Here is a 24,574-nt window from a genome sequence, read left to right as displayed (position 1 = left end):
TTGTTAAGATGTCAACCATGAGACAAGATGCAGCCAATAATCGTGCGGCGATAGTCACCGCCACCAGGCAACTACTCACCACTGAGGGGCCTGGTATTTCCATGCGGATCATTGCGAAAGCCGCTTCAGTGGGTGTGGCCACGGCCACCCGGCACTTCCCCGAGCGCATCGAACTCCTCGATGCAGTAAGCGTGCAAGCATCGGCCGATATCGCCGCAATCATCGAAGCCCACAGTGGGGAATTTGCTAGCGATGCACGTACCGCGTGGCGCACCACCGTCCATTCCATAGGAACTTTGCAGCTAGCAACCCTTGCCCAAGCAATATATGAAGATGCCATGCGCGATCCGGAAACCCGGAAACAAAAGGACCGGATCATTGATAAGCGCGCCCAGGAATTAACCGGCATTTACGACAAACTGCTAATCCCCGCTAAAAAGGCACACCTATGCCCGGAAAGCCTCAATGCGCTGGATTTTCACATGGGCCTTGGGATAATCACCCGCCCCATCCCGATAGAGCCCAAGCCCTCACTCGCCCCTGACGCACTTACTCCACGGCTCATAGACCTCATGCTTGATGGGCTGGAGGCACAAGCCGAGGCCGACATTTGACCCTGAAAGCCCATTCATCGAGGCTGCACACCGGAAACAACACATTTTGCCGTTTAGGCTGCAGCCTTGGCCTAAACGACAGGATGTGTTGGTGAAGTTATATGTTTAGCCCGTCTGGCCTGCTGGTATTAGGATTATTTCACTTATCCGGAGACATAACGCAGCCTCGGACCTGAAATACCGCCGGGGGCGTGCTGATGTGCTAAGCGCTGAGGTTCACGATGAATGGATGAGTAAGAATCATCCTCGATGCCCCGTCTGTAGCGAGGTGTGCACCAAAATACGGGACTACAAGCACCTATGCACCAGCGATGGCGATGGAACACCTGTAAAGCCACTGTCACTCGCGCTAGAGGCCGACCCAGGAAAGTGGGCGAATCAGGGCGCAGACCCACGAGCCAAAGCACACACCCTAGCCAACCAAGAAACACAAGCCACCATCGGCCGTGAATACGGCCGACCAGCAACTTTCGACAGTTGCCTACAACCACTCTATGGGAATACGCAAAGGCCACATGCCCTAAACCACGCAGTCCACCAACACAAAATGTCGTTTACCCCGACACGCCAGAAAACAACACATTTTGTCGTTTAACCCGCAGCCTTCCCCCATCCATGAATCCCCACACAACGAAAAAGTCTCGAGCCACCGTTCTAGGAACGATGTCTCGAGACTTGAAAAATGGTGCGGCCTGAGGGGATCGAACCCCCGACCTATTGGGTGTAAACCAATTGCTCTTCCAGCTGAGCTAAAGCCGCATGCGCCCTTGCGCTGTTATGTACAGTAGCGCAGGATTGTGAAGCTACACAAATCAGCTGGTGAGGGCTATTTTTTGGTGTATCCGCGCGGTACCAGGCAGGAACCCTGCCACTCGCCAAATCGCTCAGCTTTGGTCTGCACCAAGCCGGCCAGCTGTGCGGATTCAGAAATGAGACCAGGCTCCACGGTGCCGGGCTTGCCAGCGCCTGGGGTCAGCAACCACACGGATCCGTTATCCGCGAGGGGACGGCTGGCATCCACCAGGCCGTCCACGAGGTCACCGTCTTCCTCGCGCCACCAAAGAAGGACTACATCGCACAGCTCATCATTTTCCTCTTCGAGGAAATCCTCACCGAGTACGGCTTCGATCGATTCAGAGATTGTGGTGTCACAATCCTCGTCCCAACCAAGCTCTAGAGCGATTTGCCCTTCCTTGATTCCGAGCTTGACTGCAGCGTCAGCCACTATGCATTTCCTTCCTCATTCGGTGAATTCTTGCTCACGCCCAGCCCGTGCTTGGCAGGGAGGACGTGTGTTATTACATGTAGTTTAACGTCCCAGGGCGTCTTTTACTTGCTATAGCACCCCTTTCCCCCAATTTGCAGGCCCTTTTCTGCTCACACCGGCGTCTGTTTTGTGGGACAACTAGCGCCGTTTAGGGGCCTACTACCCACGTTTGCACGCGGGGTTGGGGCAGCAAACCGCAGGTGGTAGGGGGGTGCATCGGAAAGCGCCGCGTTTTAGACGGCCTAGACTCCCACTCGCGATCTGGGAACGCGTATCGTAGGAGATAAACTCTGCAGACCCTTAATTAGGAGGTTTACATGGCCGAGAAGGACCCTGCCAAGGGCGATTCCAACTTCCCGCTTATCCGCGATGGTGTTGCATCGTACCTTCACGACAGCGACCCAGAAGAAACTCGCGAGTGGATGGATTCCCTCGATGGTCTGCTGGACCATTCTGACCAAGAACGCGCACGTTACCTGATGCTGCGCCTTCTAGAGCGCGCCACCGCCAAGCGCGTGGAGCTCCCCTCGTTGACGTCGACGGACTTCGTCAACACCATCCCCACCAACATGGAGCCGGAATTTCCTGGCGATGAAGAACTAGAAAAGCGCTACCGCCGTTGGATCCGCTGGAACGCTGCCATCATGGTGCACCGTGCGCAGCGCCCCGGCATCGGCGTTGGTGGCCACATCTCCACCTATGCGGGTGCGGCCCCGCTGTACGAAGTCGGCCTCAACCACTTCTTCAAGGGTAAGGACGATCCTTCAGGCGGCGACCAGGTCTTCTTCCAAGGCCACGCCTCCCCGGGCATGTACGCCCGCGCCTACATGGAAGGCCGCCTCTCTGAGGAAGACCTCGATGGCTTCCGCCAGGAAGTCTCCCTTGGCGAAGGCAAGGGTCTGCCCTCCTATCCGCACCCGCGCCTGATGCCATGGTTCTGGGAGTTTCCCACCGTGTCCATGGGTCTTGGTCCAATTAACGCCATTTACCAGGCACGCTTTAATAAGTACTTGGAAACCCGCGGCATCAAGGACACCTCCAAGCAGCACGTTTGGGCCTTCTTGGGCGATGGCGAAATGGACGAGCCAGAATCCCGCGGCCTGCTGCAAACCGCTGCTCTGTACGAGCTGGATAACCTCACCTTCGTGGTTAACTGCAACCTGCAGCGCCTCGACGGCCCCGTACGTGGTAATACCCAGATCATCCAGGAGCTGGAGTCCTTCTTCCGTGGCGCCGGCTGGGATGTCATCAAGGTCATTTGGGGCCGCGGCTGGGACAAGCTGCTGGAAAAGGACACCGAAGGTGCCCTCGTCAACGTCATGAACACCACCTCTGATGGTGACTACCAGACCTTCAAGGCCAATGACGGCGCTTATGTGCGCGAGCACTTCTTCGGCCGCGATGAGCGCACCGCAAAGCTGGTAGAAGACGTCTCCGATGACGAAATTTGGGCACTGCGCCGCGGCGGCCACGACTACCGAAAGGTCTACGCAGCGTATGCCCGCGCCTTGGAGAACAAGGGCTCCGGCAAGCCGACCGTCATCTTGGCCCACACCATTAAGGGCTACGGCTTGGGCCACAACTTCGAGGGCCGCAATGCTACCCACCAGATGAAGAAGCTGACGCTGGAGGATCTCAAGAACTTCCGCGATAAGCAAGAGATCCCCTTCACTGATGAAGAGCTGGAAAAGGATCCTTACCTGCCGCCGTACTACCACCCGGGTAAGGATTCCCCGGAGATCAAGTACATGTTGGAGCGCCGTAAAGAGCTTGGCGGCTTCCTGCCAGAGCGCCGCACGGACTTCACCCCGCTGGAAGCACCTGCCTTGGACAAGCTGCGCTCCGTACGCAAGGGCTCCGGAAAGCAGGAAGTCGCTACCACCATGGCCTTGGTGCGCACCTTCAAGGAAGTCATGCGCAATAAGGAACTGGGCAAGCGCGTCGTCCCCATCATCCCGGATGAGGCCCGCACCTTCGGTATGGACTCCTGGTTCCCCACCATGAAGATCTGGAACCCCCGCGGCCAGAACTATGTGCCGGTGGACCACGATCTGATGTTGTCCTACCGCGAGGCCACCGATGGCCAGATCCTGCACGAGGGCATTTCTGAGGCCGGTGCTGCGGCATCCTTTACCGCCGCAGCTACCTCCTATGCCACCCAGGGTGAGGCCATGATCCCGCTGTACATCTTCTACTCGATGTTCGGCTTCCAGCGCACTGGCGATGCCTTCTGGGCCGCCGGCGACCAAATGGGCCGCGGTTTTATCATCGGTGCTACCGCCGGCCGCACCACCCTGACCGGTGAGGGACTGCAGCACATGGACGGCCACTCCCCTGTCCTGGCAGCCACCAACCCAGCGGTCATTTCTTATGACCCAGCCTTCGGCTTCGAGGTCGCACACCTGGTAGCGCGCGGTATCGAGCGCATGTACGGCGAGGACAACGAGCCGGTCATGTACTACCTCACCGTGTACAACGAGCCGGTCCACCAGCCGGCCGAGCCGGAGAACTTGGACGTGGAAGGCCTGCACAAGGGTATCTACCACTTCAATACCGCCGAGAATGGCTCCACCCCGGCCAATATCCTGGCATCGGGGGTTGGCGTGCACGAAGCTCTTCGCGCACAGAAGATGCTGGCTGAGGATTACGATGTCAGGGCTTCGCTGTTCTCCGTGACCTCTTGGAACGAGCTGGCCCGTGACGGTGCCCGCCGCAATAAGGAAGCGCTGCGCAAAGGCGAAGAGCCCACCGAGGCATTTGCTACCTCCCAGCTCAAGGACTTCGAGGGCCCATTTGTTGGTGTCTCGGATTTCACCACCGAGTTGCAGGAGCAGATTCGCCCCTACGTCCCAGGTACCTACATCACCTTGGGCGCAGACGGCTTCGGCTTCTCCGATACGCGCGAGGGTGCCCGCCGCTTCTTCAACAACGATGCGGAATCCATCGTCGTCGCCGTGCTCGATGGTCTTGCCCGCGAAGGCAAGATTGAGCGTTCCGTCGTAGAAAAGGCGGCCTCCGAGCTGAGGTTGGATGACCCAACTGCACCTAATAGCGGCGAGTAATATCGCCCTCCCCTCCGCAATGGAGATGTAACTCAGGCGCTTCCGGCTTAATGCTGGGAGCGCCTGAATATTTTGCCCAATTCCCCCCATTACGTTGTTAGCAGTTCCGCTTGTCCTTATTTCTCCTATGCCACGCACCAATCGCTACTACACTAGTCACTATGGCAAATGACCTCAGTGCCCAATTGCAGGCAAAGTTTCAGGGTTCTGACCCGGATAAGGACCAAGACCCAGATCGGGATACGCTGGGCGAGCTCATCGCCCTCATCATCAAAGTCACCGGTACCGAGGCTGAACTTGGCAAAGACACCGCGCTTTCCGATGTCGGCGTTGAATCCCTAGAGCTTATAGAGCTCACCGTGCGTGCAGAAGAGCTCTTTAAGGTGCGACTTACTGAGGAAACAATGCTTAACTGCGAGACCATCGGCGATATCGCTGACTATTTGGAGGACCACCAATGATTTCTTACCTATCCGATATGGACGGCGTGCTCATCAGGGAAGGGGAAATGATCCCCGGCGCCGACAAATTCATTCAGACGCTGAAAGATAACGATATTGAGTACATGGTGCTGACCAATAACTCCATGTCCACCCCACGTGACTTGGCGGCGCGGCTGCGCAATACCGGACTGGATATTCCGGCCGAGCGCATCTGGACCTCCGCCACGGCGACGGCAAATTTCTTGGCCACCCAGGCCAGCTCCAGCAAGGCCTACGTCGTGGGAGAGTCCGGCCTGACCACCGCGCTGCACGAGGCCGGTTGGATTCTTACCAACGATGACGCCGACTTCGTGGTCCTTGGTGAAACCCGCACCTACTCCTTTGAGGCGATTACCACCGCTATCAACCTCATCCGCAATGGCGCCCGCTTCATCGCCACCAACCCGGACGTTACGGGGCCTGCTCCCGAAGGCGTGCTCCCAGCAACCGGCGCGGTAGCAGCATTGATCACCGCCGCTACCCACCGCGAGCCCTATTACGTGGGAAAGCCCAACCCTGTCATGATGCGCTCGGCCCTCAATCACATCGGCGCGCACTCTGAAAACACCATCATGATTGGTGACCGCATGGATACCGATGTCAAGGCGGGCCTAGAGGCTGGTATGCGCTCCATTTTGGTACGCTCCGGCATTTCCGATGACCGCGAGATCTCCCGCTACCCGTATCGCCCGACCGCCGTGTTTAAGTCGGTTGCGGAGATTCCCGAAAAGATCATGGATCCTTTCGCCGACGACGAATCCTAAACGGCACCCCGCCGCACGACCTAGCTCGTGCGGCTTAGCTCATTTTGGCCGCGCTCGAGCCGAGTCGCTCGAGCGTCTTAGCTAAAACGCACGGTGGCGCTAAAGCCATAGCGCTGCGCAAGGTAGCACACCGCGCTCTCGAGCGCGGCAAGCTCCGCCTCGGTTCCGGTAAGCACCTGGTGGCAGCCAATACCGATGCCGGAATCAATCCCCGGCCCCGTGGCTTCACCACGCACGAGTGCCTCCATAAAGATCTCATCGCGATACCACCGAGTGCACCACTGGGCGGTCAGCGGGTCATCGCCTGGGACGATGAACTCCGATTCAGTGCGAATGCACCGATCCATGGCGCGCTCTACCTCCGGGCGCAGCGCACGCGGCATCCCAGAAATTTTCAGCACACCAGTAACCACGACGGCCGCACCATTGCGGCTGGGCCACGTGTAGTTAGAGGCCGGTTGATCAACCGGCACTGTATTGACGCAAATATTCATAGCCGATATCTCCCTCGACAAATCACCACTGCGATCCACACGCGTGGCGTGCGGCGCAGTGAAAGACGAGCTTCGTCTTCCCCAACGAACTGTCTTTTGCGTCTGCACCCAATTTTCCTGCGCCACACTGCCCTCTACAACCCTCAACTTTCACTTCAACCCCCAACTTCTAAACCTCAACCCAAAGTCCAGACTGTGATTAAAGTGACTAAAGAAATTAAATTTACAACAGTGAAATTTGTGAGGTTTGCCCCCTTTAACTGATTGTCTGAAGCGGGTTTCCGACAGGAGCCGCCTACAAGGCAGATACCAGCAGAAACACTCGCCTATTAGCACTCATCCCCTAAAACCTCGGCCGGAAACTACCCCAATCCCCCTAGGGGCAAAACTCTCCAAAAGTCCCGCGCGGTAAAACCGCAGCGGGGGTAGCCAGCCCCCGCACCCCGCTCCCACACCCCGCTTTATAGAAATAAACGGACGACCCGCGGGCGGAAGGTCGATATAACTTTATTTTGGGCTAAGAAACAGTTTGACACGGTACTCGCACCCTGCTTATACTGAGATAAATTCAAACAATCCGGTTTGAATTCTCCCTACCAAAAGGAACCCCCTATGTTTGATCTTTCTTCTGCTCTCGGATTCCAGATTCTCTCCCTCGTTGACGGCATCTTCACCCAGTTCGCCATGTTCCTCGAAGGCCTTGGTCTGCAGGTGTTCTAAACAGAGCAGCATTAAGCCCCCCACTCCACTGGAATGGGGAGCTTTTCCCGTTTTCCCATTAAGGGAAATCTGCGAAGTAGCCTCCTACAGTGCCTGCCAGATCTTCGTATTGGTTTCATTCCACAGCGGCTTTGCCCAATCGCCAAAATCTCGGTCCGTTAATGCCACCATGGCGTAGTCGTCGGCCAGCCAGAGGTAGGTTCCGGACATGCCGAAGTGCCCGGTGGCATCGGCAGGCAGGGCTCCCATCCAGTGGTCTTTCTCACCGCGGATCTCAAATCCAAGCCCCCAGGTGCAATCCTTAAAGCTCCCGTAACCGGGCACGATGCCGCGCAAACCAGCAAAGTGAACGCGGCGCATATCGGCCACGGTGCTGGGGTGCAAGAGCTGCGAGTCCTGGACCTCGGCAGCAAATGCAGCGAGATCCTCCACAGTAGACACCAAGCCGTGTCCAGCCGAGCCCTCCAAGCGGGTGGAGGACATTCCAAGCGGCTCGCACACGCCTTCGCGCAGGTACTCCGCAAACTCGATGCCAGTGGCTTCTTCAACGATCTCTGCGGCCCATTCATAACCGGCAGAGGAATAGATGCGCCGCTCGCCCACTGGTTTTTGTTGTTCACGCGAATCGAACTTCACGCCCGAGGCGTGTGCGAGCAAATGCTCGAGGGTAGAACCTTCCGGACCGGCGGGCTGCTTCAAATCCACCGCACCTTCTTCCACTGCCATCATCACCGCGAACGCCGACACCAGCTTGGTAACTGAGGCAACCGGAAATTGGCGCGATGTATCTCCTACCGTGTCTATCATCTCACCGCTGTGGATCAATGCTCCGGCCACGGTATCTACGGGCCATTGATTTATCTGCTGCAACTCGCTCATGTCTTCCAGCCTACTGTGCTCTAGACCTCTGAATAAGGCGTGCCGATCGGTGCGGAGGTAAACCCGTGGTTACTGATAGAGGAATTTCTGGTGTAATGCGGCCTGAGCGGTTGCAGGCCTTTTCTATCTAAGAAAACTTATGAGTATGACTAGCAGAAACCACAGCCCGCAAACAGAGATGTCTCATGTCAACCGCCGCAAATTCCTCCAAACCAGCGGCACAGTCGGCGCCGCCCTCGCGCTGACCACTACTGCCAGCACGGCCAACGCCAGCACTGCTCATGCACAAAGCAGCCTTTCCTCGCGCCCAGAACCACACATGGTAGAGCCCACGCTCGGGGAACGCCCCTTCCTGCACGGGGTAGCCTCGGGAGATCCCATTCCAGATTCCGTTGTTTTGTGGACACGCGTGACCCCAGATGCAGATGCGATGCCTGGCTCCGGTGCGGGCGCGCCTACCCCAGTGAAGTGGGAGATCGCGCGGGATGAGGAGTTTAGGGACATCGTCAAGCGCGGCGAGGTCACCACCGATCCTGCTCAAGACCACACCGTCCACGTGGATCCTCACGGCCTCGAACCAGACAGCGTATATTACTTCCGCTTTCATGCCCAAGATAAGATCTCCCCAGTGGGTCGCACCAAAACCGCGCCGGCGGTAACGGCATCCCCAGGGGAGCTAACCTTCGGTGTAGCCAGCTGTGCCAACTGGGAGTCCGGTTTCTTTCAAGCCTATGGCGATATCGCACAGCGCGGACGAGCCGGGCAACTAGATTATATGGTCTTTCTGGGAGACTATATTTACGAATATCCACAGCGCGAGTACGCCGGTTTTGGACCAGTGCGTCTGCACCACCCCGCGCACGAGATTACGACGCTGGAAGATTATCGCACGCGCCTTGGCCGCTACCGTACCGATGAAAATCTCCAAGCGGCACATGCTGCCCTGCCGTGGATCGCGGTCTGGGATGACCACGAAACCGCAGATAATTCTTGGCGGGATGGCGCCAAAAACCACACGGAGGGAAAGGAAGGCGCTTGGCTCGATCGTCGCAACGCCGCGATGCAGGCCTACTTTGAATGGATGCCGGTACGGGCAAGCAACCCTTCCAATGATGGCCATCTCTACCGATGCTTGACCTTTGGCGATCTCGTGGAACTGACCATGATGGATCTGCGCACGTACCGCGATAAACAGGTGCTCTTTGGACCCGCCAGGATGTCCGCAGAGGGGCGAAGCATGCTCGGTTCGGAGCAGTACGACTGGCTGGTGAACAAGATCGATACCTCCGCCGCCGCGTGGAATATGCTGGGCAACTCCGTCATGTTCTCCCCCATGAACCTGGCTACCCTGCAGCGCGACGACAAGCTGGCACCCGTATCGTCCTCACTGTCATCCAATATCACCGGCATTCCTGTCAATGGCGACCAATGGGATGGATACTCGGCAGAACGCCGGATGCTTATCGATGCCCTTGCGAAGCACGATTCCCACGCCCTCTTTGTTACCGGCGATATCCACTCCGAATGGGCGCATAATATCAGCAAGGACGGGCACATCTTCGGGGCCGAATTGGTGTGCTCATCTGTCTCCGCGCCCAATGTCAACGAACAGCTTCACCTTCCCGAGGACAACGAGCTTTCCAAGCTGGCAGAACACTTCCTTTTGGAGGCAAACTCCCATACACGCCACGTAAACCTCGATCACCACGGATATAGCTACGTCACCATCCGTCCTGATTCTGCGGAAATGCACTGGCTGCGCGTTGAGGATCTCCTCAATCCCGCCGCAGCAGTAAACGAAGCCGTCACGCTGACATGGCGCCCGGATGAGGGATTTAGTTCTTAATTTTTAGCGGGCAGTTGTTAACGCTCGCTGGGTGCACGTTCGATATAGAGAGTGAAAGATCCTCTCTGGGATATTTCACTCTCTATCACTCGCGCTCTCCCCCTACCTGCCGCGGACTACGCGTTAGTCCGCGGCAGTTTCATAATCAATGTAGCCGCGCTCGCCGCCGACGTAGAACGTGGCCTGGTCCGGCTCATTAAGGGCCAGACCTTCTTCCCACCGGCGTACCAAGTCCGGGTTAGCAATGAGCTGACGACCCACCACGACGGCATCCACGTGATCCAATTCCAGCTCGCGCTCGGCATCTTCCTTAGTGGTGACGGTGCCGAAACCATCATTCATCAAGACCTTGGTTTCGCCATTGGCGCGAGCCTTCTTTGCCAAGGCCGAGATGAGCTCGCCTTCCGGCTCGGCGTGCAGGAAGGAGACATAAGCCAGGTTCAGCGGGGCAATGGCGTCCAAAAAGCCGCCGTAGGTGGCCAGCATATCCGCCTCGTCGTCTTCAGCAATGCCTTGCACGACGTGGGCTGGGGAGAAACGCACGCCCACGCGGTCAGCACCAATTTCATCTACAACAGCACGGATCACCATCTCTGGCAGGCGCCACCGGTTTTCGGGGCTGCCGCCAAATTCATCGTCGCGCTGGTTGGCAGACGGAGCCATGAATTCGTGCAGCAGGTAGCCATTCGCATTGTGAATCTCTACACCATCAACGCCCGCGTCGACGGCCCGGCGTGCGGCGGCCTGGAATTCCTCAACGATGCGCGGGAGCTCATCGGCTTCTAGTGCACGCGGTACCGGTGCATCCATCTTGCCGGCAAAGCCGCGAACCTGGCCGTCCCAATCCAGCGCGCTGGGGGCTTCTGCTTGGGCGCCATCAATGAGATCCGGGTGGCTGGTGCGGCCGCCGTGCATGATCTGCATGAACAAGACGCCGCCCTTGTCGTGCACTTCGTTGGCTACCTCGCGCCAACCGGCCGCCTGCTCATCATCGACGATTCCCGCCTGACCCGGGAACGCGCGGTTGGTCCATGCGGGGAAGGTTCCCTCCGTCACCACGAGACCAGCGCTAGCGCGCTGGGAATAATACTTTTTGTGCAACTCGCTGGGCACACCGCTGTGACCTGCACGCTGACGAGTCAGCGGTGCCATGGTCACGCGGTTATTCAACGTATAACGGCCAAGTTCCAAAGGTGTAAATAATGATGTCATGTCTACTGAAACAGCCCGGGTATCAAATTTGTTCCACCCTGTGGCCTACTTTCTATAAATCCACAGCTAGATGCTGGTTTAAGTGCTAAAGTTTTCACCGTTCACACCGCCGATTTTTACCCGTTCTTATGATGTTGAAACGCCACACTTCCTTAATGCTTGCCGCCTTGTCCCTTACCATGCTGAGCGCCTGCGGTACCTCCGATGATTCCGATTCTGCCGAACCCGAACCTGCTTTTGTGCCCAGCGAGGCTTCCACGGCCCCTACGACCGTGACGGAAACCATGGAGAATTCTCCAGACTCCACCGCGGAAAAAGGCGATAAAGAAGGCGCCGAACATGGCGATGCCGGCTCGAATGATGACGCTCCCCCAGCTGGAAATCACACGCTTTACGCTGGGAAAATTGGGGGCGATTGCGGATATACCAACCAGGGAGACACCATCCTCGCAGGCGAACATACATCCTGTGAATTTACCGGCCCCATTTTTGATGAAGCGCTGAAGCACACTTATACATTCCAGCGGCGCGATCCGAGAGCCAACGGCGCGTATAGCACCGAAATTTCCGTCGCCAGCCCTACCACCGGTAAGACCTATAATCTTCGCTGTTCCATAGGATCAGATCACCGCGGACTCATCTGTGGGAAAGACGGAGACAATAGCTTAAGTGCCATGTACCACGCCGAGGGACTCGATCGCTTCTGGACTGACCGCCTCGAGGTAACCGGCGGCCCTCAGTAGTATCTAGTGGGGTTCTGAAGGAATCGCGGTCTGCTGGCTATTCGCCGCCCCGCTATTTCCATCTGCACCGGAGTCTCCATCTCCATTCCCCTGGCCATCGCCAGCATTGCCGTTTGAGTCAGCGGGCCCATCCTGACCGCTGCCGTGCCCGTCCCCGGAATTAGGCGTGGAGTTGGGCGCTTGGCTGGGATAGCTAGGAACGGTCGGCGTATTGGTGGTCGTGGGTGTTGAGTCAGCGTCCGTCGGTTCAGTTGGGGTGCCGGTAGTAAGGGGGTCTTCCGAAGGCACATTCTCCCCAGATTCCGTTGGTACCTCAGAAGAGGATTGCGTATCCCTATCCTTCCAATAATCCGGCGACAGCCAGCCGGCTTCCCCTTCCTCTGGGTTGCTTGCCGCGAGGATGAGCAGGCCAACGACAAGCAGGGCCGCCACGAGGCCGGTGGTGGAGGCGCGCACGCGCCCGCCGATGGTAGCGAGCTTCTGGAATTGGGTATTGGTCTGAATCGTGCGCCAGATCTTTCGGCGTGATTTATCATCGTCGTCTGCGGCATCTTCGCCCGCTTCATCCGTGACTGCCTGCTCATCGAGCTTGGTCTCAGCAAGCTCAACTTCCTCTGGGGCCAGTTCCTCTTCCACCGTGGGGTCATCCACTGGCGTATTGGGGCGGGATCCTTCCCCGGCATCCAAGGCGTCCTTGGCCGATTGCGCCGCGGCATGCTTTGGTTCTGCCGAATGCTTCTTTTTCTGTTCCTGCAGCTCATCAAAGTCGATGGCGGAACCGTAGTGGTCCCAGAATTCCGAAAGCAGCGCCGAGCGGATGGCGCGCTCCACGGACCACTGGCGGGCGGGATTAACCGTCACCATGATGCGGTAGCCCACCTGCCACGGCTGGCCGGCAACCTGCGGGCTAACCAATTGCGTGGCGGGAAGTACCGTGAGCTCGCCGGCCACATCGACAGAGATCTCTGGGGCTTCAATAGCGTGCTCCGAAATCTCTTTGACGCGGCTCGTAATCTCCGGCAGGGATTCGCCCTCATGCACTGGGACGTTGATATTGACCACCGCGCGGGACCATTCCTTGGAATAGTTGGTCACCACGCCCGCGGAGCTATTGGGGATGGTCACCAGCTCACCAGTTGGGGTGCGCACCTTCGTGGTGCGCAGGGTCAGCGTCACCACATCGCCTTCCACCCCAGGAATGCCAGCAAAGGAGACGTAGTCACCCACGCCGAATTGCTTTTCCGTGAGGATGAAAAATCCGGAGAGGAAATCCGAAATCACGGACTGGGCGCCGAAACCAACTGCGGCGGAAACTATCGTCGCAGGCACCGCAGCGCCCAGCGCCGGAACGCCGAGGTTAGTCAGCGCGGCGGCGACCAATAGGAAGTACGCAACCGCCTGGACGATGTAGACCAATGCTCCGGTCAGCGCCAGCCGTGCCTTCGTGGACTCTTCTTGCTCATCCAAATTATGTTCAATGATCCGGATGGCTAGGCGGCCCATGCGGGGCAAAAGAATGCCGATAATCACGAATGCGATGAGCGGCAAGCCGTGGTCAACGATGAGGCCCCACAGCTCAAAAAAGAAATACCTCAAGTTCATGGTTCAAGGATATGGCACCTAGCTGAGAAATTGATGCCAGTTTTCTGACAGAAGTAAGAAGGCAGGAGTGGGAAGATGGGGGCATCGGCAAGCAGAGGCCTAGGAGGCTAGTCGCGCGATTGGTAGCGGTCCATCAGGCGATCAATCAGTTCATCAGTAAGCTTGTCATCTTCCAAAATCGTATCGAGCAGGCGCTGGGATTCCTCGCTGGAGGTCTGCTCCTCCGCCTCATAGGAATCGCCGCTAAAGTCCACTCCAAAATCCATGTCCTCGGACTCAGCTGAGACACTACTCAACTGGTCGACATCAGATTCGAAGGACTGCAAAAACTCGCTGGCCTCCTCCGCCGCATCCTGGCGGCGCTTGCCGGAACGCACTTGCTTTTCGATGCGCCGCTGCAGCGCCTCTTCCATCTGCCGGTGGCGCCAAGAGCGCACGCGGTGCGGCTCCAGCTTGCGCCCGACCGCGCGGCTCTTGTTTTCTGCTTTCTTTGCCAGCACCTTGACCTGCGCGGCCGTATCATTAATCGGCGCCCATTCCTGTTTCGCGGGCACGCGCCACCCGGCCCAAATGCCCAGCAGCGCCAAGAAAATGGAGACCAACGGCCCCACGATCATGCCGACGGCCAACATATCGAAGTGGTTTCCCACCAGCACGATTACCGCACAGGCGATGGCTGGGATCACCGTGGGCTGATTATCGCCAAAGACCGCGGGCTCGCGCCCCATGGCGATATCGCGAATCATGGAACCGCCGGTAGCGGTAAACACGCCCATCATGATGCACGGAATTGGCGGCAGCCCATAGGTAATGGCCTTCACGGCGCCGGTGCCGGCCCATAGGCCGGAAACGACGGCATCGCCATGCGCCTGGATATAATCCCAGGTCTTGCCCTTAAAGTAGACAAAGCGCGCGATCAACGCGCCAGTAAACGCCAGGTACAGGTACTCCGGCTCGCTCATCGCCGCCACGGTGCCGCGATTGATAAGCACATCGCGCACCATGCCCCCGCCCAGGGAAGAAAACATCGCGATGAAGAAAAACCCGATGATGTCATACCCGCGCTTGCGCGCAATGGTGCCGCCGATAATTCCCATCAGCAATACACCGCTGACATCGGACCAGCGATAGAGGGACTCAATGAGCGGATCTACTTCTGTCATGCCGTTTATTAGACTGCACTGCTCACCCACGCGCAATTCGCCTGCCCACATGCTCTGCGGTGCTGTGCTCTCTTTGTTCTAATTCCCCTTCTATCTCTTCCTACATTCCGCATAAAAGAACTCCTCGCGCTCTTGCTGCTTGGGGCTCGTCCCCCCTCGCAGAAAGCAGAGGAGGACGAGGACTCCTCACTCACTGCGCAGGTCGGCGGCAAATGCAGCATTCGCGAGAACGCACAAATCATCGCCGACGATGCCAGAGACTGCGCCTTACCCCGAACATTTATAAGCACGCAATGGATGCCACGTACAGGCTCGAAACCCCGATGCGTTCCTTGCAGATACCTCGAAAACACAACTATTAGCAACCGCACCGAGTGGACCGCCCAGCCGATTTTCTCCGAGCCCGTGCGCACCGAAGATTAAAAGGAGGCGTCAGCACTGCTTGCCGACGCCTCCTTCTACCGTGGGGCCACCGGGGCTCGAACCCGGGACCGACGGATTATGAGTCCGGAGCTCTAACCGACTGAGCTATAGCCCCACACGGATGCCATGCCGTAAATCACGACGTTCCGCTCCCAAAAGATTAGTCAATAGCTCCCGAAAGACCAATTCACGGCCCCTCATAAAATAACCCCAGTTGAGTGCGTGACGCCGTTTCACCTCGAGTGGCACTGCCGGCACAATCCGGCTTAGCTTAAACGCGAACCAAAATTCGCGTCGGTGAACTTACGTTGCACGGTTTTCTTCTTGAGCCACTACTCACCGGTGTCGAACCCCTAACACTCAACCGTGGATGTCCGTGCTGCGACTGCATCCCACGTGAGAGCCTCAGTGAAGATGAATTCTGTTCTCACAGCCGAAGTACTAACCGTCGTTGCTGAATATCCCTTCGCTTTATTCATTATTGGGCTTGGCAGAAAATCTGGGACATTAAATCGAGGAACAATATCCCACTCACGCGGGAGCACCACCTCAGCCAATGGCTGCGACGGGGATAAAGGATAAACCTTGACAAGAGCTATCAAATTAACAATATGCTTATAAGTATGGAGACAAATCCTGAAAAGATAGTTGACAATCTCTTGAAAGACATGAGCGAAGTCGATGATTGGATCTGCATTGCCGATGCAACTGGAGCCAATGGAAAAATGCATCTCATGCTAGTTACAAAGACGTAGAAATTATTCTCGAGGCCGTTAAAGAATCTCCTTCAGTGACTATCGGGAAACTCGCAGGTCGTTTTATAGACCTCCCCGATGACTGGAGTCCATCCGATGTAGCGGAAGCCATCTATTCGTCAGCAGATCCCATAGGAACGATGATGGATTTTTGGTTGCGCTCTACAGAAGATGTCTATAGCTAGAAACTTTTCTCCTGTACGAGACTGAAACCTATCTGTTGCTGTCGATGAGCCCATGCCATAATTCAACCCTGTTTTCTCTTCGCCGTCCTCACGATGGGTTGAGAATCCAGCCAATCCAAGCGCTACCCCAAGGTACTTCCGCCCGAAGGAGCACCCACTCCCCCGGCGCGGGTTGAGTAGGCCTGCGACACACACTTGAGCCGTACCACCTTTTCCTAGCGCGTCCTTTCACTTCTTAGGTCGCTGACCTCGAAAAACGCCGTTAGCAATTCTGAGTACAATCGGCGGCTGTACTCACCGCTAGTACGAAAATCACTTTAGAAAAGGAGTAATCATGGACGCCCTTTACACCACTGAAGCACTCGCTACCGGAGCAGGCCGCGATGGCCGCGCCGTAGTGCAAAATTCTGACCTTGACTTCAATATGTCCACCCCAAAGGAAATGGGTGGAGATGGCAACGGCGCCAACCCGGAGCAGCTCTTCGCTGCTGGTTATGCCGCTTGCTTCCACTCTGCCCTGCAGGTGGTAGCCCGCAGCGAGAAGGCAGAGTTGGGCGATTCCTCCGTCGGTGCCCGCGTGTCCATTGGCAAGGAGGGCGAAGGCTTCAAGCTCGCCGTTGAGCTTGAGGTCATTATCCCCGCCCAGGAGCACGACAAGGCACAGGCGCTTGCCGATGCCGCCCACCAGGTCTGCCCCTACTCCAATGCCACCCGCGGCAATATTGACGTCAACGTCACCGTTGCGCAGGACTAATAAGGACTAAGAAGGACTAATACAGTCTCTTAGTCCTCGGCCCGCAAGGGCCACCATGCGCGGGCGAATCCACTGATTCGAATAAGTGAGTCAAACTACGCTGCACGTGTCCGGCGTAGCTGGCAAAATCGAATCATGTCTGTTGAAGCTCGCGCCCTTTCACTGCGGCGGTTATTACATGATTCCGCGGCAGTGCGGCTGCTGGCGGCCGATAATGCCCCGGTGATTTTGGCGCTGATTGCTGAGTATTTTCCCCGCGGCACTCGGGCGCGGCCGGCGGCAGAAGTATATGAGCTGATGGTCACCGATTTCGAGGTGCTCGCCAGTGAATTCTCAATGCCGCGCACACCGCAAAGTTATTGCAATGACTGGGTAAAAGCTGGATGGCTAGTCCGTAAATCTGGCAAGAGCTCGCGCGGGGAAACCTTGGAACCGAGCGAGGAAGCACTATCCGCGCTCGAGGCCGTTGAGCGTTGGGAAACGCCGGTTACTACGGTCACGGCATCGCGCGTGGAATCTATCGGCTCGGCGCTACAACGCTTGGCGCGAGATACAAATGAGGATATTTCGAGCCGCGTCGCCAGCTTAGAGGCGGAGCGAGACCGCATTGACCGCGAAATTGAAAAGGCACATTTAGGGCAGTTTGAAAGGCTGACTGCGGCAGAGACACAGGAACGCGTCCAAGACGTGCTGAACATGGCTATGGCGGTGCCAAGCGATTTCGCCAGGGTTCGCCACGAACTTGAAGCCCTCAATCACCGATTACGCCGACAGCTTTTGGATCCAGAAGGTTACCGCGGCGAGGTGCTCGAGGAAATCTTCAGCGGCGTAGACCACATCGCGGAATCGGACGCGGGGCGTAGCTTTCGCGGATTCTATTCCTACCTCATGGATAGAGAACGCAGTGCGTGGCTAGACCAGTGGATTAACCAAGTTCTAGAAAGCGAGGTCGGCCAAGAGCTGGCACCAGAAAACCGGCGGCAGCTGCGGAATCTCTTCCGCGATATGGAAGAAACGAGCTTCGAGGTCAATCAAACGATGACTGGCCTGGCGCGCAGCTTGCGCAACTATGTCTCCTCGGAACAATTCGCAGAAGACCGGCGCATGATTGAGCTACTGCGTGAGGCACGGGGCATGGCCATTGATGCAGCGCAGGCATCGGAGCTAAAAGCCTTTCACCGCATGGAAACTCCCCTGCAGCGCATCGGCATGTCCATTCATTCCGTATCGCGCATCCACTTGGCCAACCCGGGTCGGGAGGTCGTGGAGGAAGCACCGGAAGCCTTCCAGCCGGGCCAAGAGAATGCGGAGGCGTTGTATGAGCTGGTGCGCGAATCAGAGATTGATTTTGAGGAATTGCATGGGGCGATCCGCGGGGCCGTCGGCAAGGCGGGTCCGTGCACGATTGGCCAGGTTTTACAGGCGTACCCGCCCACGCAGGGCCTGGCCAGCGTCGTGGGATTGGTGCACATTGCGGACCAGCACCCGCTTCCGGCGCTGCATGATGCGCACGAGAAAGTCACCTGGACCGAAGAAGATGGGACCATTCGCGCGGCGTATATCCCTACTATGTATTTCGATAGCACCACCGTTGAGGAGTTGTAGTGAGCGCTACTGATAATCACCGCGTCGATTCGGCACATGAGCCCCCGCTGTGGGGAAGCGATAAAGGATCGCTGACCTATAACTCGCGCCGCGCGTTGGTGCAGCTTTTGAAAGGTCCGCTAGTGCGAGCACACAAGGAACCTGTCTTATGGTCCGCCATCATCTCGGACGAAGACAACCTGCGCGCCCGCCTGCATGAGGTATTCCTCGAGCTGGTCGTCGATGAAGCGGAAGGGTTTGCGTTTACCCGGATGGTAGAAGAAGAAACGCTGCCTATCCCGCAAGTGCTGCGCACGGATAAGCTTAAGCACATCGATACCGCCATCCTGCTAAACCTGCGCCAGGAACTTGGTTTGGCGCTGCCGGGTGAACGCGTGATTGTGGATGTAGAAGACCTCCGGGAGGGAATTGGCTACGTCCGCGCGGTTGATAACCGCGATGAAGCCGGGTTCAATAACCGCTTCAATGCGGCGATTAAACGCATCCGCAATGAATATTCGCTGCTGAGTGCCACCGAGACTGAGGGGCGCTACGAGGTATCACCCGTCTTGCGTCAGCTTTTCGATGCCGCCACGGTCACCGCTATCCGGGATGAATACGCCCGCCTCGCAGAAGCCGAGGGCGACCAGGAGGAGGCTTCCGATGACTAACCTGTATCCAGGCCAATTCCGCATCAGCCGTATCCAGCTCATTAACTGGGGCACTTTTCACGGCTACTTTTCCATTCCGGTAGCACGCAAGGGCTTCCTCATCACCGGCGGATCCGGTTCGGGTAAGTCCACGCTGCTTGATGCGATGTCGGCAGTATTGGTGCCGCAAAAGGACCTCAAATTCAACGCGGCATCGCAGCAGGACCTCGGGCGCCATAATGGGCGCACCCTCGTTTCCTATATTCGCGGGGCGTGGCGGCAGCAAGAAAATGCGCACACGGGCGAAATTGCCCCGGAGTATTTGCGTGAGGGTGCAACAAACTCGGTGGTGGCGTTGACCTACGATAATGGGGCTGGCACGCAGCACACCCTCATCGCCATCTTCCGCCTCAACGGCGGTGAAAATTCGGTGAGCCAGATTAAAAGGCTCTATGGGGTGGTGCAGGGAGATGAGGACATCGATAAGCTCAGCCCCCTACTCACCCGAAGCCTGGATACCCGCAAGATTAAGGCCATGTACAAGGGGCCTGGTGCGTCATTTACGCCGACGTACACCACGTTTGCGGATCGCTTCCGCAAACGCCTGGGCATCAAGAGCGAGCAGGGGCAGGTCCTGCTGCACCGCACGCAGTCTGCCAAATCTCTATCCAGCCTGGACCAGCTCTTCCGGGACTATATGCTGGATGCGCCGTCTACTTTTGAGCGGGCGGAGGAGTCGGTGGAGCAATTTGAAGATCTGCGCCAGGCATACCTGCGGGTAGAGGACGTCAAGGCCCAGATTGAGACGCTGGCTCCCCTCCCCCAATTGCACTCCCAGCGCACCACCGCGGAGGCGGATAAGCACAAGGCCGAGGCGATGAATGAGGCGCTGCCGGCGGTGCGCGCCCGCTTGGTGGCAGAAGAACTGGATTATCGCATCCGCGCGCTGACCGCCCAGCAAGCAGAGGCACACTCTGCGGCCGAGGCGCTCGAAGCGGAGGTCACGCACCTTGACGATGCCGAGCGCCGCGCCGCCGTAGCCGTCTCCCAACTCAGTGCCGGCGAGCTGGCCGCCCTAGAAGCCAAAATTGAAACCGCGGAGAAGGAAATTGAGCACCGCTCCAAGGAGTTTCACCACCTTGCCGCTGCCGCCGACCAGTGGACCGACCACTTTGAGCTCAACCCGCACGGCTTCGCCGAGCTGCAGGCAAATGCCCACCTGCGCATCGCGGACTTCGAGGCTGACTCGGCCCAGCTTACTGAGCAGCAGCAAGAAGCCGGCGTGGCCGCCCGCGATGCAGCGACAGCATCCGCGTCCTTAGAAAGTGAGCTGCACTCATTTAGCTCGCGGCGCACCAATATCGATAAGGCCCTCGTAGAGCTACGCACCCAACTCGCGCGGGATACTGGCTATGCCGAATCGGAGCTTCCCTTCGCTGGCGAGCTACTGGATATTGCCCCGCAGCAGGCGGAGTGGGAACCGGTGATCCAAAAATTGCTGCACGGATTCGCCGCCACCCTGCTCGTTCCGGAAACCGCGCGGGAAGCCATTAACCAGTGGGTCAATTCTCGCAATGTGGGTACCCGGCTCGAGTACCGCACTATCCCGGAGTTTGCACCGGCGCCTGCGCCCGCGCGCAGCCCGCAACAGCTCATCCACAAATTGGAGTTTCAAGATCACCCCATGGCGCAGTGGGTGCGCCACCATATTTCGAGCCGCTTTAACTACGAATGCGTCAACTCGGTGGCGGCGCTCGAACAGGTAACCAAGACCCCGGCCGTCACGCGCGATGGCTTGGAAAGCCGGCCCAAGGATAAGGATGGCTCGACGCGCTTTATCAAGGATGATCGCACGCGCTTTAATGGCACGCGGTGGTACCGAGTAGGTTCTACCAATACCGCCAAAATTGAGCTCCTGCGTGCCCAATTGGAGGAAGCGAAGGCCACTGCTCGCGCCATGGCCAAACAGGTCCATGAGCTCAACCGGAAGATGGATATCTTGCGCACACAGCGCGATAAAGCGCAGCGGGTACTGGAGACTAAGTTCCAGGATATTGATACCGCTTCTGCTGAGGCGCGAAAGCGCGATTTGCAAGAACAGTATGATTCTTTGGCTTCCTCCCCAGAGGCGCAGGCCCTAGCCACGGCGCACGAGCAGGCAAAAGAAAAGCTCACCGCTGCCCGCACTCAGCTCAATCAAGCCCAAAAACACCTCGGCAACGTGGAGGGCGAGCTAAACCGCTCCACCCAGCGGCGACAGAGCATCGGCACGGTGCCCAGGGTGGAGGATCAGGGCATCGCCAAGGCGGTCGAAGAAGCCCTGCACAAGGGCAGAAGAAAACTCACCATCGATGACATCGATGCCCGGCGCGATGAGGTGCAGGCTAACCTGCAAGAAACCGCGCGTACGGCCGCGCGCCGCATCGAGGAGACGAATACCAAGATTGTCTCCGTCCTCCACAAATACCTATCGCAGTGGCCGGCGGAAGCGGCGGATTTGGAGCCGCAGGCCAGCTTCGCCGGCGAGGGTATGGAAAAGCTTAAATTCCTGCGCGCGGACCGCCTGGCGGATTTTCGCGCGAAGTTCTTGGAGCTGCTCAATGGCACGACGGTGCAAAACCTATCGCACCTTGCCTCCTCACTTCGCCATGCCCGTAGCGATATCGAACAGCGCATGGAGTTTATTAATAAGTCTCTGGAGCGCACGCCCTTCAATGGCGATCGCACACTGCGGATCGATGTGAAGGATGCCCGCGGCCAGGTGGTGCAGGACTTCCAGCGCGATCTCGATGCCGCGACGTCCCATAGCCTGGCGGAAATTAGTGCCGATGAGCCTGAAGCTGCGGTAGCGCGCTACCACGCCCTGGATAAGATTCTCAGCCGCTTGGGCTCGTCTGAGACGGAGGATATTCGGTGGCGCAACTTAGTTCTCGATACTCGAAAGCATGTCAGCTTCATCGGCCGCGAGTGCTATCCCGATGGCACGACCGCCAATACGTATCAGGATTCCGCCTCTCTTTCCGGCGGCCAGGCCCAAAAGCTGGTGTTCTTCTGCTTGGCTGCGGCGCTGCGCTTCCGCCTGGCGGAGCCGGATCAGGACGTTCCTACCTACGGTTCCATCATTTTGGATGAGGCCTTCGACCGCGCCGACCCGGCCTTTACGCGCACCGCCATGTCCGTGTTTGCGTCCTTTGGCTTCCACATGATTTTGGCAACGCCATTCAAACTCATTCAGACGCTATCGCCGTACGTGGATGGCACCATCGTGGTCAATTACGACGAGCCCATTATCCAAGGCCGCCCGCAGGCGCGTACGGGCTATTCGCTTATCGATGCCACCTCCTACTCCCAGGAATCCCCGGAGTCCACCGATGCGGATGCCTAATGACCTGCACACCCATGCGGCAAAATACCTGCGCAACCACTTTGCGAAGGCTTTGTCGACTCCCGATTCGCTGAGTATCGATTGGCCGCTGCACCCGCCAACGGCCGCCAACGCCGCGCGCGATGTCCCCGCCACCCAGGAGTTCATCCGCGCCTGGCAGCGCTGGCCGCACCAAGAAGAGATCCACTACGAACCGCGCAATTGGTCCCGCACGGGCCTAGGCACCAATTCCGTTCCCACCCGCGCGGTCCTTACCGGTGCGCCCCGTATCGCCGCGGCCGCGGGCCTCAGCGCCGAATACTCCCGTGCGCAACAGCGCGCACACGACATCGCCGCGATCTTCCCCGACTCCCCTGCATTCGCCGACGCCGTGTACCGCACCTATGCCCAGTGGAAGGAGCTAAACGCATACGATCTGCGCTGCTTGACACCATGCTTGACTTGGCTGCGCGCCCACCCGGACTCCGGCGAGTGGGAGCGCGCCGTCCCAGTTGAAGGAGTAGACGGCAAATGGATAGGCACCCACCGCCGCCTGCTGCTCGCCCTGCTTTCGCCCTTTGGCATCACGGATTTGGGGCTGCGCCGCACCGATGCCCGCCTGCGCCTGCGCTACCTCAACCACGCCCCAGCGCTGTCCGATATCGAGGTTCCCCTTTCCCAGGCTGCACAGCTCTTTCCCGCCGCTCCCCCGCGCGTTCTCATCGTAGAAAACAAGCAGACCTTCCTAGCCCTGCCCCTGCTTTCCGATGCCGCCCCACCCACCATCGCCATCCTCGGCGCCGGCCATGCCGCCCGCCAACTTCACGCCCTTGCCTGGCTCCACGATGCCGAAATCACCTACTGGGGCGACCTTGACGCCGCCGGCTTCAGCATCCTCAACGGCGTGCGCGCCCACTTTCCCCACACGGAGTCCCTGCTCATGGATACCGCCACCGTCACCGCGTTCCGCCACCTCGCGGTCCCCGATCCCGGCGACGGCTCCGCAGCACTTAGCCACCTCACCACCGAAGAGCAGCGCGCCTATCGCCACCTTTTCACCGAAGGCAAGCTACGCATCGAACAGGAACGGATTCCGTTCGCGCATGCCGATGACGAGATTCAATCTATATTCGGAGGTCATAAGGTTTAGTAGTGCAGCCTATTTTCGCGATTTCCATATGTGATCGACCCACCATCTCTTAACCGGTGAGGTAGATGAGACTTGACTTTTCCCAATCATTACGGTGTACCGGTATGCCCTCGATGCTGCGGCGGTGCATTCGTTCTAGTCAAAATTTTAGGTTAAGTTCTAACACCGACGGCACTGGCCAACACGTACTACCAGATTCCAGGGCTGTTGCCTAATGCATGAGAGTGTCTGATGGTTTGTGTGTAGGTTCCCAGCCTGCATGAGGAGATGGACCAGAATGACTAGTGTGGCACGACGAGATCCGGCTGATAAGGCCAAGATTGATGCGATTGAAAAGAAGCTGCTTGCTAACCCTGACATCGCGAAACTGATTGATGACCTAGGCACGTCCACCACGGATGCCAACGACCTGGTTCTGGGCATGGTGCAAGCCTCGATCACTAGGGGTTTGAATGCTGAGATGGATGCCCACCTTGGCTACGAGTCTGGCGACAGGAGTGCTAAAGCTGCTGCTGGGACAAACAATCACCGCAACGGGTCGTATCCAAAGACCGTGGATTCTAACTACGGGCCAGTGACCGTTGATGTGCCGAGAGATCGGGCTGGAACATTCTTGCCGACTATGGCCCCTCAAAGGCTCGAGGAGATTGACCGACGTTGATGACATGATCGTCAGCTTGTACGCCGGCGGGATGACGATTAGAGATATCCAGCATCATATGGCAACAGCGATGCGTGTCGATATTTCCCATGAGACGATCTCCGCAGTCACCGACGCCGTCGGCGATGAGGTCATGGTCTGGCAAAACCGCCAGTTAGACGAATTCTACCCCGTAGTGTTTCTCGATGCGCTGCGCATTA

General features: G+C 57.8%; 18 protein-coding genes, 2 tRNA genes and 3 pseudogenes. 15 read left to right on the top strand and 8 right to left on the bottom strand.

Annotation, left to right across the window (positions count from 1 at the left end; genetic code table 11):
- The first annotated feature begins 17 nt into the window (after positions 1–17).
- From ABRP84_RS09905 to ABRP84_RS11295, 3 genes and pseudogenes are all read left to right on the top strand, one after another.
- Positions 18–614, top strand: a complete 597-nt coding sequence (locus tag ABRP84_RS09905; RefSeq protein WP_349853607.1) for a TetR/AcrR family transcriptional regulator — start codon at positions 18–20, stop codon at positions 612–614.
- Positions 615–843: 229 nt separating this feature from the next.
- A pseudogene (locus tag ABRP84_RS11300) lies at positions 844–965 on the top strand (transposase-like zinc-binding domain-containing protein); the annotation flags it as partial.
- 37 nt (positions 966–1,002) lie between these two features.
- Positions 1,003–1,138, top strand: a pseudogene (locus tag ABRP84_RS11295) (IS1249 family transposase); the annotation flags it as partial.
- 159 nt (positions 1,139–1,297) lie between these two features.
- On the opposite strand, the gene ABRP84_RS09900 reads toward ABRP84_RS11295, so the two are convergent.
- Positions 1,298–1,373 (bottom strand) — tRNA-Val (locus ABRP84_RS09900).
- A gap of 67 nt (positions 1,374–1,440) precedes the next feature.
- Positions 1,441–1,839 carry a DUF3052 domain-containing protein gene (locus ABRP84_RS09895; RefSeq protein WP_023023218.1) on the bottom strand — a complete coding sequence of 133 codons (399 nt, stop codon included), beginning with the start codon at positions 1,837–1,839 and terminating at the stop codon, positions 1,441–1,443.
- 359 nt (positions 1,840–2,198) lie between these two features.
- Between ABRP84_RS09895 and aceE the strand changes: the two genes are divergently transcribed.
- From aceE to ABRP84_RS09880, 3 genes are all read left to right on the top strand, one after another.
- Positions 2,199–4,943 (top strand): pyruvate dehydrogenase (acetyl-transferring), homodimeric type, encoded by a 2,745-nt coding sequence (gene aceE, locus ABRP84_RS09890; RefSeq protein ID WP_349853605.1) that lies wholly within the window; start codon positions 2,199–2,201, stop codon positions 4,941–4,943.
- Between the two features lie 161 nt (positions 4,944–5,104).
- Positions 5,105–5,404 carry an acyl carrier protein gene (locus tag ABRP84_RS09885; protein ID WP_023023221.1) on the top strand — a complete coding sequence of 100 codons (300 nt, stop codon included), beginning with the start codon at positions 5,105–5,107 and terminating at the stop codon, positions 5,402–5,404.
- Positions 5,401–6,189, top strand: a complete 789-nt coding sequence (locus ABRP84_RS09880) for an HAD-IIA family hydrolase (protein ID WP_023023223.1) — start codon at positions 5,401–5,403, stop codon at positions 6,187–6,189. The genes ABRP84_RS09885 and ABRP84_RS09880 overlap by 4 nt, the downstream gene beginning before the upstream one ends.
- Positions 6,190–6,266: 77 nt before the next feature.
- Here ABRP84_RS09880 and ABRP84_RS09875 read toward each other — a convergent pair whose 3' ends face one another.
- Positions 6,267–6,683 carry a hypothetical protein gene (locus ABRP84_RS09875; protein ID WP_023023225.1) on the bottom strand — a complete coding sequence of 139 codons (417 nt, stop codon included), beginning with the start codon at positions 6,681–6,683 and terminating at the stop codon, positions 6,267–6,269.
- 804 nt (positions 6,684–7,487) lie between these two features.
- Positions 7,488–8,282 (bottom strand): serine hydrolase domain-containing protein, encoded by a 795-nt coding sequence (locus ABRP84_RS09870; RefSeq protein WP_349853603.1) that lies wholly within the window; start codon positions 8,280–8,282, stop codon positions 7,488–7,490.
- A gap of 145 nt (positions 8,283–8,427) precedes the next feature.
- Between ABRP84_RS09870 and ABRP84_RS09865 the strand changes: the two genes are divergently transcribed.
- Complete coding sequence (locus ABRP84_RS09865; RefSeq protein WP_349853601.1) at positions 8,428–10,128, top strand: alkaline phosphatase D family protein; 1,701 nt, start codon at positions 8,428–8,430, stop codon at positions 10,126–10,128.
- 123 nt (positions 10,129–10,251) lie between these two features.
- On the opposite strand, the gene ABRP84_RS09860 is transcribed toward ABRP84_RS09865, so the two are convergent.
- On the bottom strand, positions 10,252–11,340 hold the full coding sequence (locus ABRP84_RS09860) for an alkene reductase (protein WP_349853600.1): 1,089 nt from the start codon (positions 11,338–11,340) through the stop codon (positions 10,252–10,254).
- Between the two features lie 155 nt (positions 11,341–11,495).
- Here ABRP84_RS09860 and ABRP84_RS09855 point away from each other — a divergent pair, with 155 nt between their 5' ends.
- On the top strand, positions 11,496–12,083 hold the full coding sequence (locus ABRP84_RS09855) for a hypothetical protein (RefSeq protein ID WP_349853599.1): 588 nt from the start codon (positions 11,496–11,498) through the stop codon (positions 12,081–12,083).
- A 3-nt stretch (positions 12,084–12,086) separates the two neighbouring features.
- Here the strand turns inward: ABRP84_RS09855 and ABRP84_RS09850 are convergent, their stop codons facing one another.
- From ABRP84_RS09850 to ABRP84_RS09840, 3 genes are all read right to left on the bottom strand, one after another.
- Entirely contained in the window at positions 12,087–13,685 is a 1,599-nt protein-coding gene (locus ABRP84_RS09850) for a mechanosensitive ion channel family protein (protein ID WP_349853598.1), read from the bottom strand.
- Between the two features lie 107 nt (positions 13,686–13,792).
- Positions 13,793–14,848: a trimeric intracellular cation channel family protein gene (locus ABRP84_RS09845; protein ID WP_349853596.1), complete on the bottom strand. Its 1,056-nt coding sequence runs from the start codon at positions 14,846–14,848 to the stop codon at positions 13,793–13,795.
- Positions 14,849–15,312: 464 nt separating this feature from the next.
- Positions 15,313–15,386, bottom strand: a tRNA-Ile gene (locus ABRP84_RS09840).
- A 508-nt stretch (positions 15,387–15,894) separates the two neighbouring features.
- On the opposite strand from ABRP84_RS09840, the gene ABRP84_RS09835 reads away from it, so the two are divergent.
- The 7 genes and pseudogenes from ABRP84_RS09835 to ABRP84_RS09805 all read left to right on the top strand — a co-directional run.
- Complete coding sequence (locus ABRP84_RS09835; RefSeq protein ID WP_349853595.1) at positions 15,895–16,026, top strand: hypothetical protein; 132 nt, start codon at positions 15,895–15,897, stop codon at positions 16,024–16,026.
- 519 nt (positions 16,027–16,545) lie between these two features.
- Complete coding sequence (locus tag ABRP84_RS09830) at positions 16,546–16,965, top strand: organic hydroperoxide resistance protein (RefSeq protein ID WP_349853594.1); 420 nt, start codon at positions 16,546–16,548, stop codon at positions 16,963–16,965.
- A gap of 135 nt (positions 16,966–17,100) precedes the next feature.
- A complete protein-coding gene (locus ABRP84_RS09825) occupies positions 17,101–18,570 on the top strand; it encodes a DUF3375 domain-containing protein (protein WP_349853592.1) in 1,470 nt (489 codons plus the stop codon).
- Positions 18,570–19,220: a DUF4194 domain-containing protein gene (locus ABRP84_RS09820; protein ID WP_349853591.1), complete on the top strand. Its 651-nt coding sequence runs from the start codon at positions 18,570–18,572 to the stop codon at positions 19,218–19,220. Before ABRP84_RS09825 ends, ABRP84_RS09820 begins: the two co-directional genes overlap by 1 nt.
- Positions 19,213–22,584 carry an ATP-binding protein gene (locus ABRP84_RS09815; RefSeq protein ID WP_349853589.1) on the top strand — a complete coding sequence of 1,124 codons (3,372 nt, stop codon included), beginning with the start codon at positions 19,213–19,215 and terminating at the stop codon, positions 22,582–22,584. The genes ABRP84_RS09820 and ABRP84_RS09815 overlap by 8 nt, the downstream gene beginning before the upstream one ends.
- Positions 22,577–23,713 (top strand): DUF3322 domain-containing protein, encoded by a 1,137-nt coding sequence (locus ABRP84_RS09810; protein WP_349853587.1) that lies wholly within the window; start codon positions 22,577–22,579, stop codon positions 23,711–23,713. The genes ABRP84_RS09815 and ABRP84_RS09810 overlap by 8 nt, the downstream gene beginning before the upstream one ends.
- 277 nt (positions 23,714–23,990) lie before the next feature.
- A pseudogene (locus ABRP84_RS09805) lies at positions 23,991–24,574 on the top strand (transposase); the annotation flags it as partial.

This window comes from Corynebacterium sp. KPL2861, assembly GCF_040225475.1.
Lineage (GTDB): Bacteria > Actinomycetota > Actinomycetes > Mycobacteriales > Mycobacteriaceae > Corynebacterium.
The sequence above is the reverse complement of the archived record's forward strand: the minus strand, read 5'-3'. Positions and strand labels throughout refer to the sequence as shown.

What these genes read in the sequence shown, in the direction of transcription:
- ABRP84_RS09905 (WP_349853607.1), top strand. Translation starts at nt 18, where the DNA reads ATGAGACAAGATGCAGCCAATAATCGTGCGGCGATAGTCACCGCCACC.
- ABRP84_RS09845 (WP_349853596.1), bottom strand. Translation starts at nt 14,848, where the DNA reads ATGACAGAAGTAGATCCGCTCATTGAGTCCCTCTATCGCTGGTCCGAT.
- ABRP84_RS09810 (WP_349853587.1), top strand. Translation starts at nt 22,577, where the DNA reads ATGCCTAATGACCTGCACACCCATGCGGCAAAATACCTGCGCAACCAC.
- ABRP84_RS09885 (WP_023023221.1), top strand. Translation starts at nt 5,105, where the DNA reads ATGGCAAATGACCTCAGTGCCCAATTGCAGGCAAAGTTTCAGGGTTCT.
- ABRP84_RS09835 (WP_349853595.1), top strand. Translation starts at nt 15,895, where the DNA reads ATGGAGACAAATCCTGAAAAGATAGTTGACAATCTCTTGAAAGACATG.
- ABRP84_RS09875 (WP_023023225.1), bottom strand. Translation starts at nt 6,683, where the DNA reads ATGAATATTTGCGTCAATACAGTGCCGGTTGATCAACCGGCCTCTAAC.
- ABRP84_RS09830 (WP_349853594.1), top strand. Translation starts at nt 16,546, where the DNA reads ATGGACGCCCTTTACACCACTGAAGCACTCGCTACCGGAGCAGGCCGC.
- ABRP84_RS09860 (WP_349853600.1), bottom strand. Translation starts at nt 11,340, where the DNA reads ATGACATCATTATTTACACCTTTGGAACTTGGCCGTTATACGTTGAAT.
- ABRP84_RS09865 (WP_349853601.1), top strand. Translation starts at nt 8,428, where the DNA reads ATGACTAGCAGAAACCACAGCCCGCAAACAGAGATGTCTCATGTCAAC.
- ABRP84_RS09855 (WP_349853599.1), top strand. Translation starts at nt 11,496, where the DNA reads ATGCTTGCCGCCTTGTCCCTTACCATGCTGAGCGCCTGCGGTACCTCC.
- ABRP84_RS09870 (WP_349853603.1), bottom strand. Translation starts at nt 8,282, where the DNA reads ATGAGCGAGTTGCAGCAGATAAATCAATGGCCCGTAGATACCGTGGCC.
- ABRP84_RS09850 (WP_349853598.1), bottom strand. Translation starts at nt 13,685, where the DNA reads ATGAACTTGAGGTATTTCTTTTTTGAGCTGTGGGGCCTCATCGTTGAC.
- ABRP84_RS09825 (WP_349853592.1), top strand. Translation starts at nt 17,101, where the DNA reads ATGTCTGTTGAAGCTCGCGCCCTTTCACTGCGGCGGTTATTACATGAT.
- ABRP84_RS09815 (WP_349853589.1), top strand. Translation starts at nt 19,213, where the DNA reads ATGACTAACCTGTATCCAGGCCAATTCCGCATCAGCCGTATCCAGCTC.
- ABRP84_RS09880 (WP_023023223.1), top strand. Translation starts at nt 5,401, where the DNA reads ATGATTTCTTACCTATCCGATATGGACGGCGTGCTCATCAGGGAAGGG.
- aceE (WP_349853605.1), top strand. Translation starts at nt 2,199, where the DNA reads ATGGCCGAGAAGGACCCTGCCAAGGGCGATTCCAACTTCCCGCTTATC.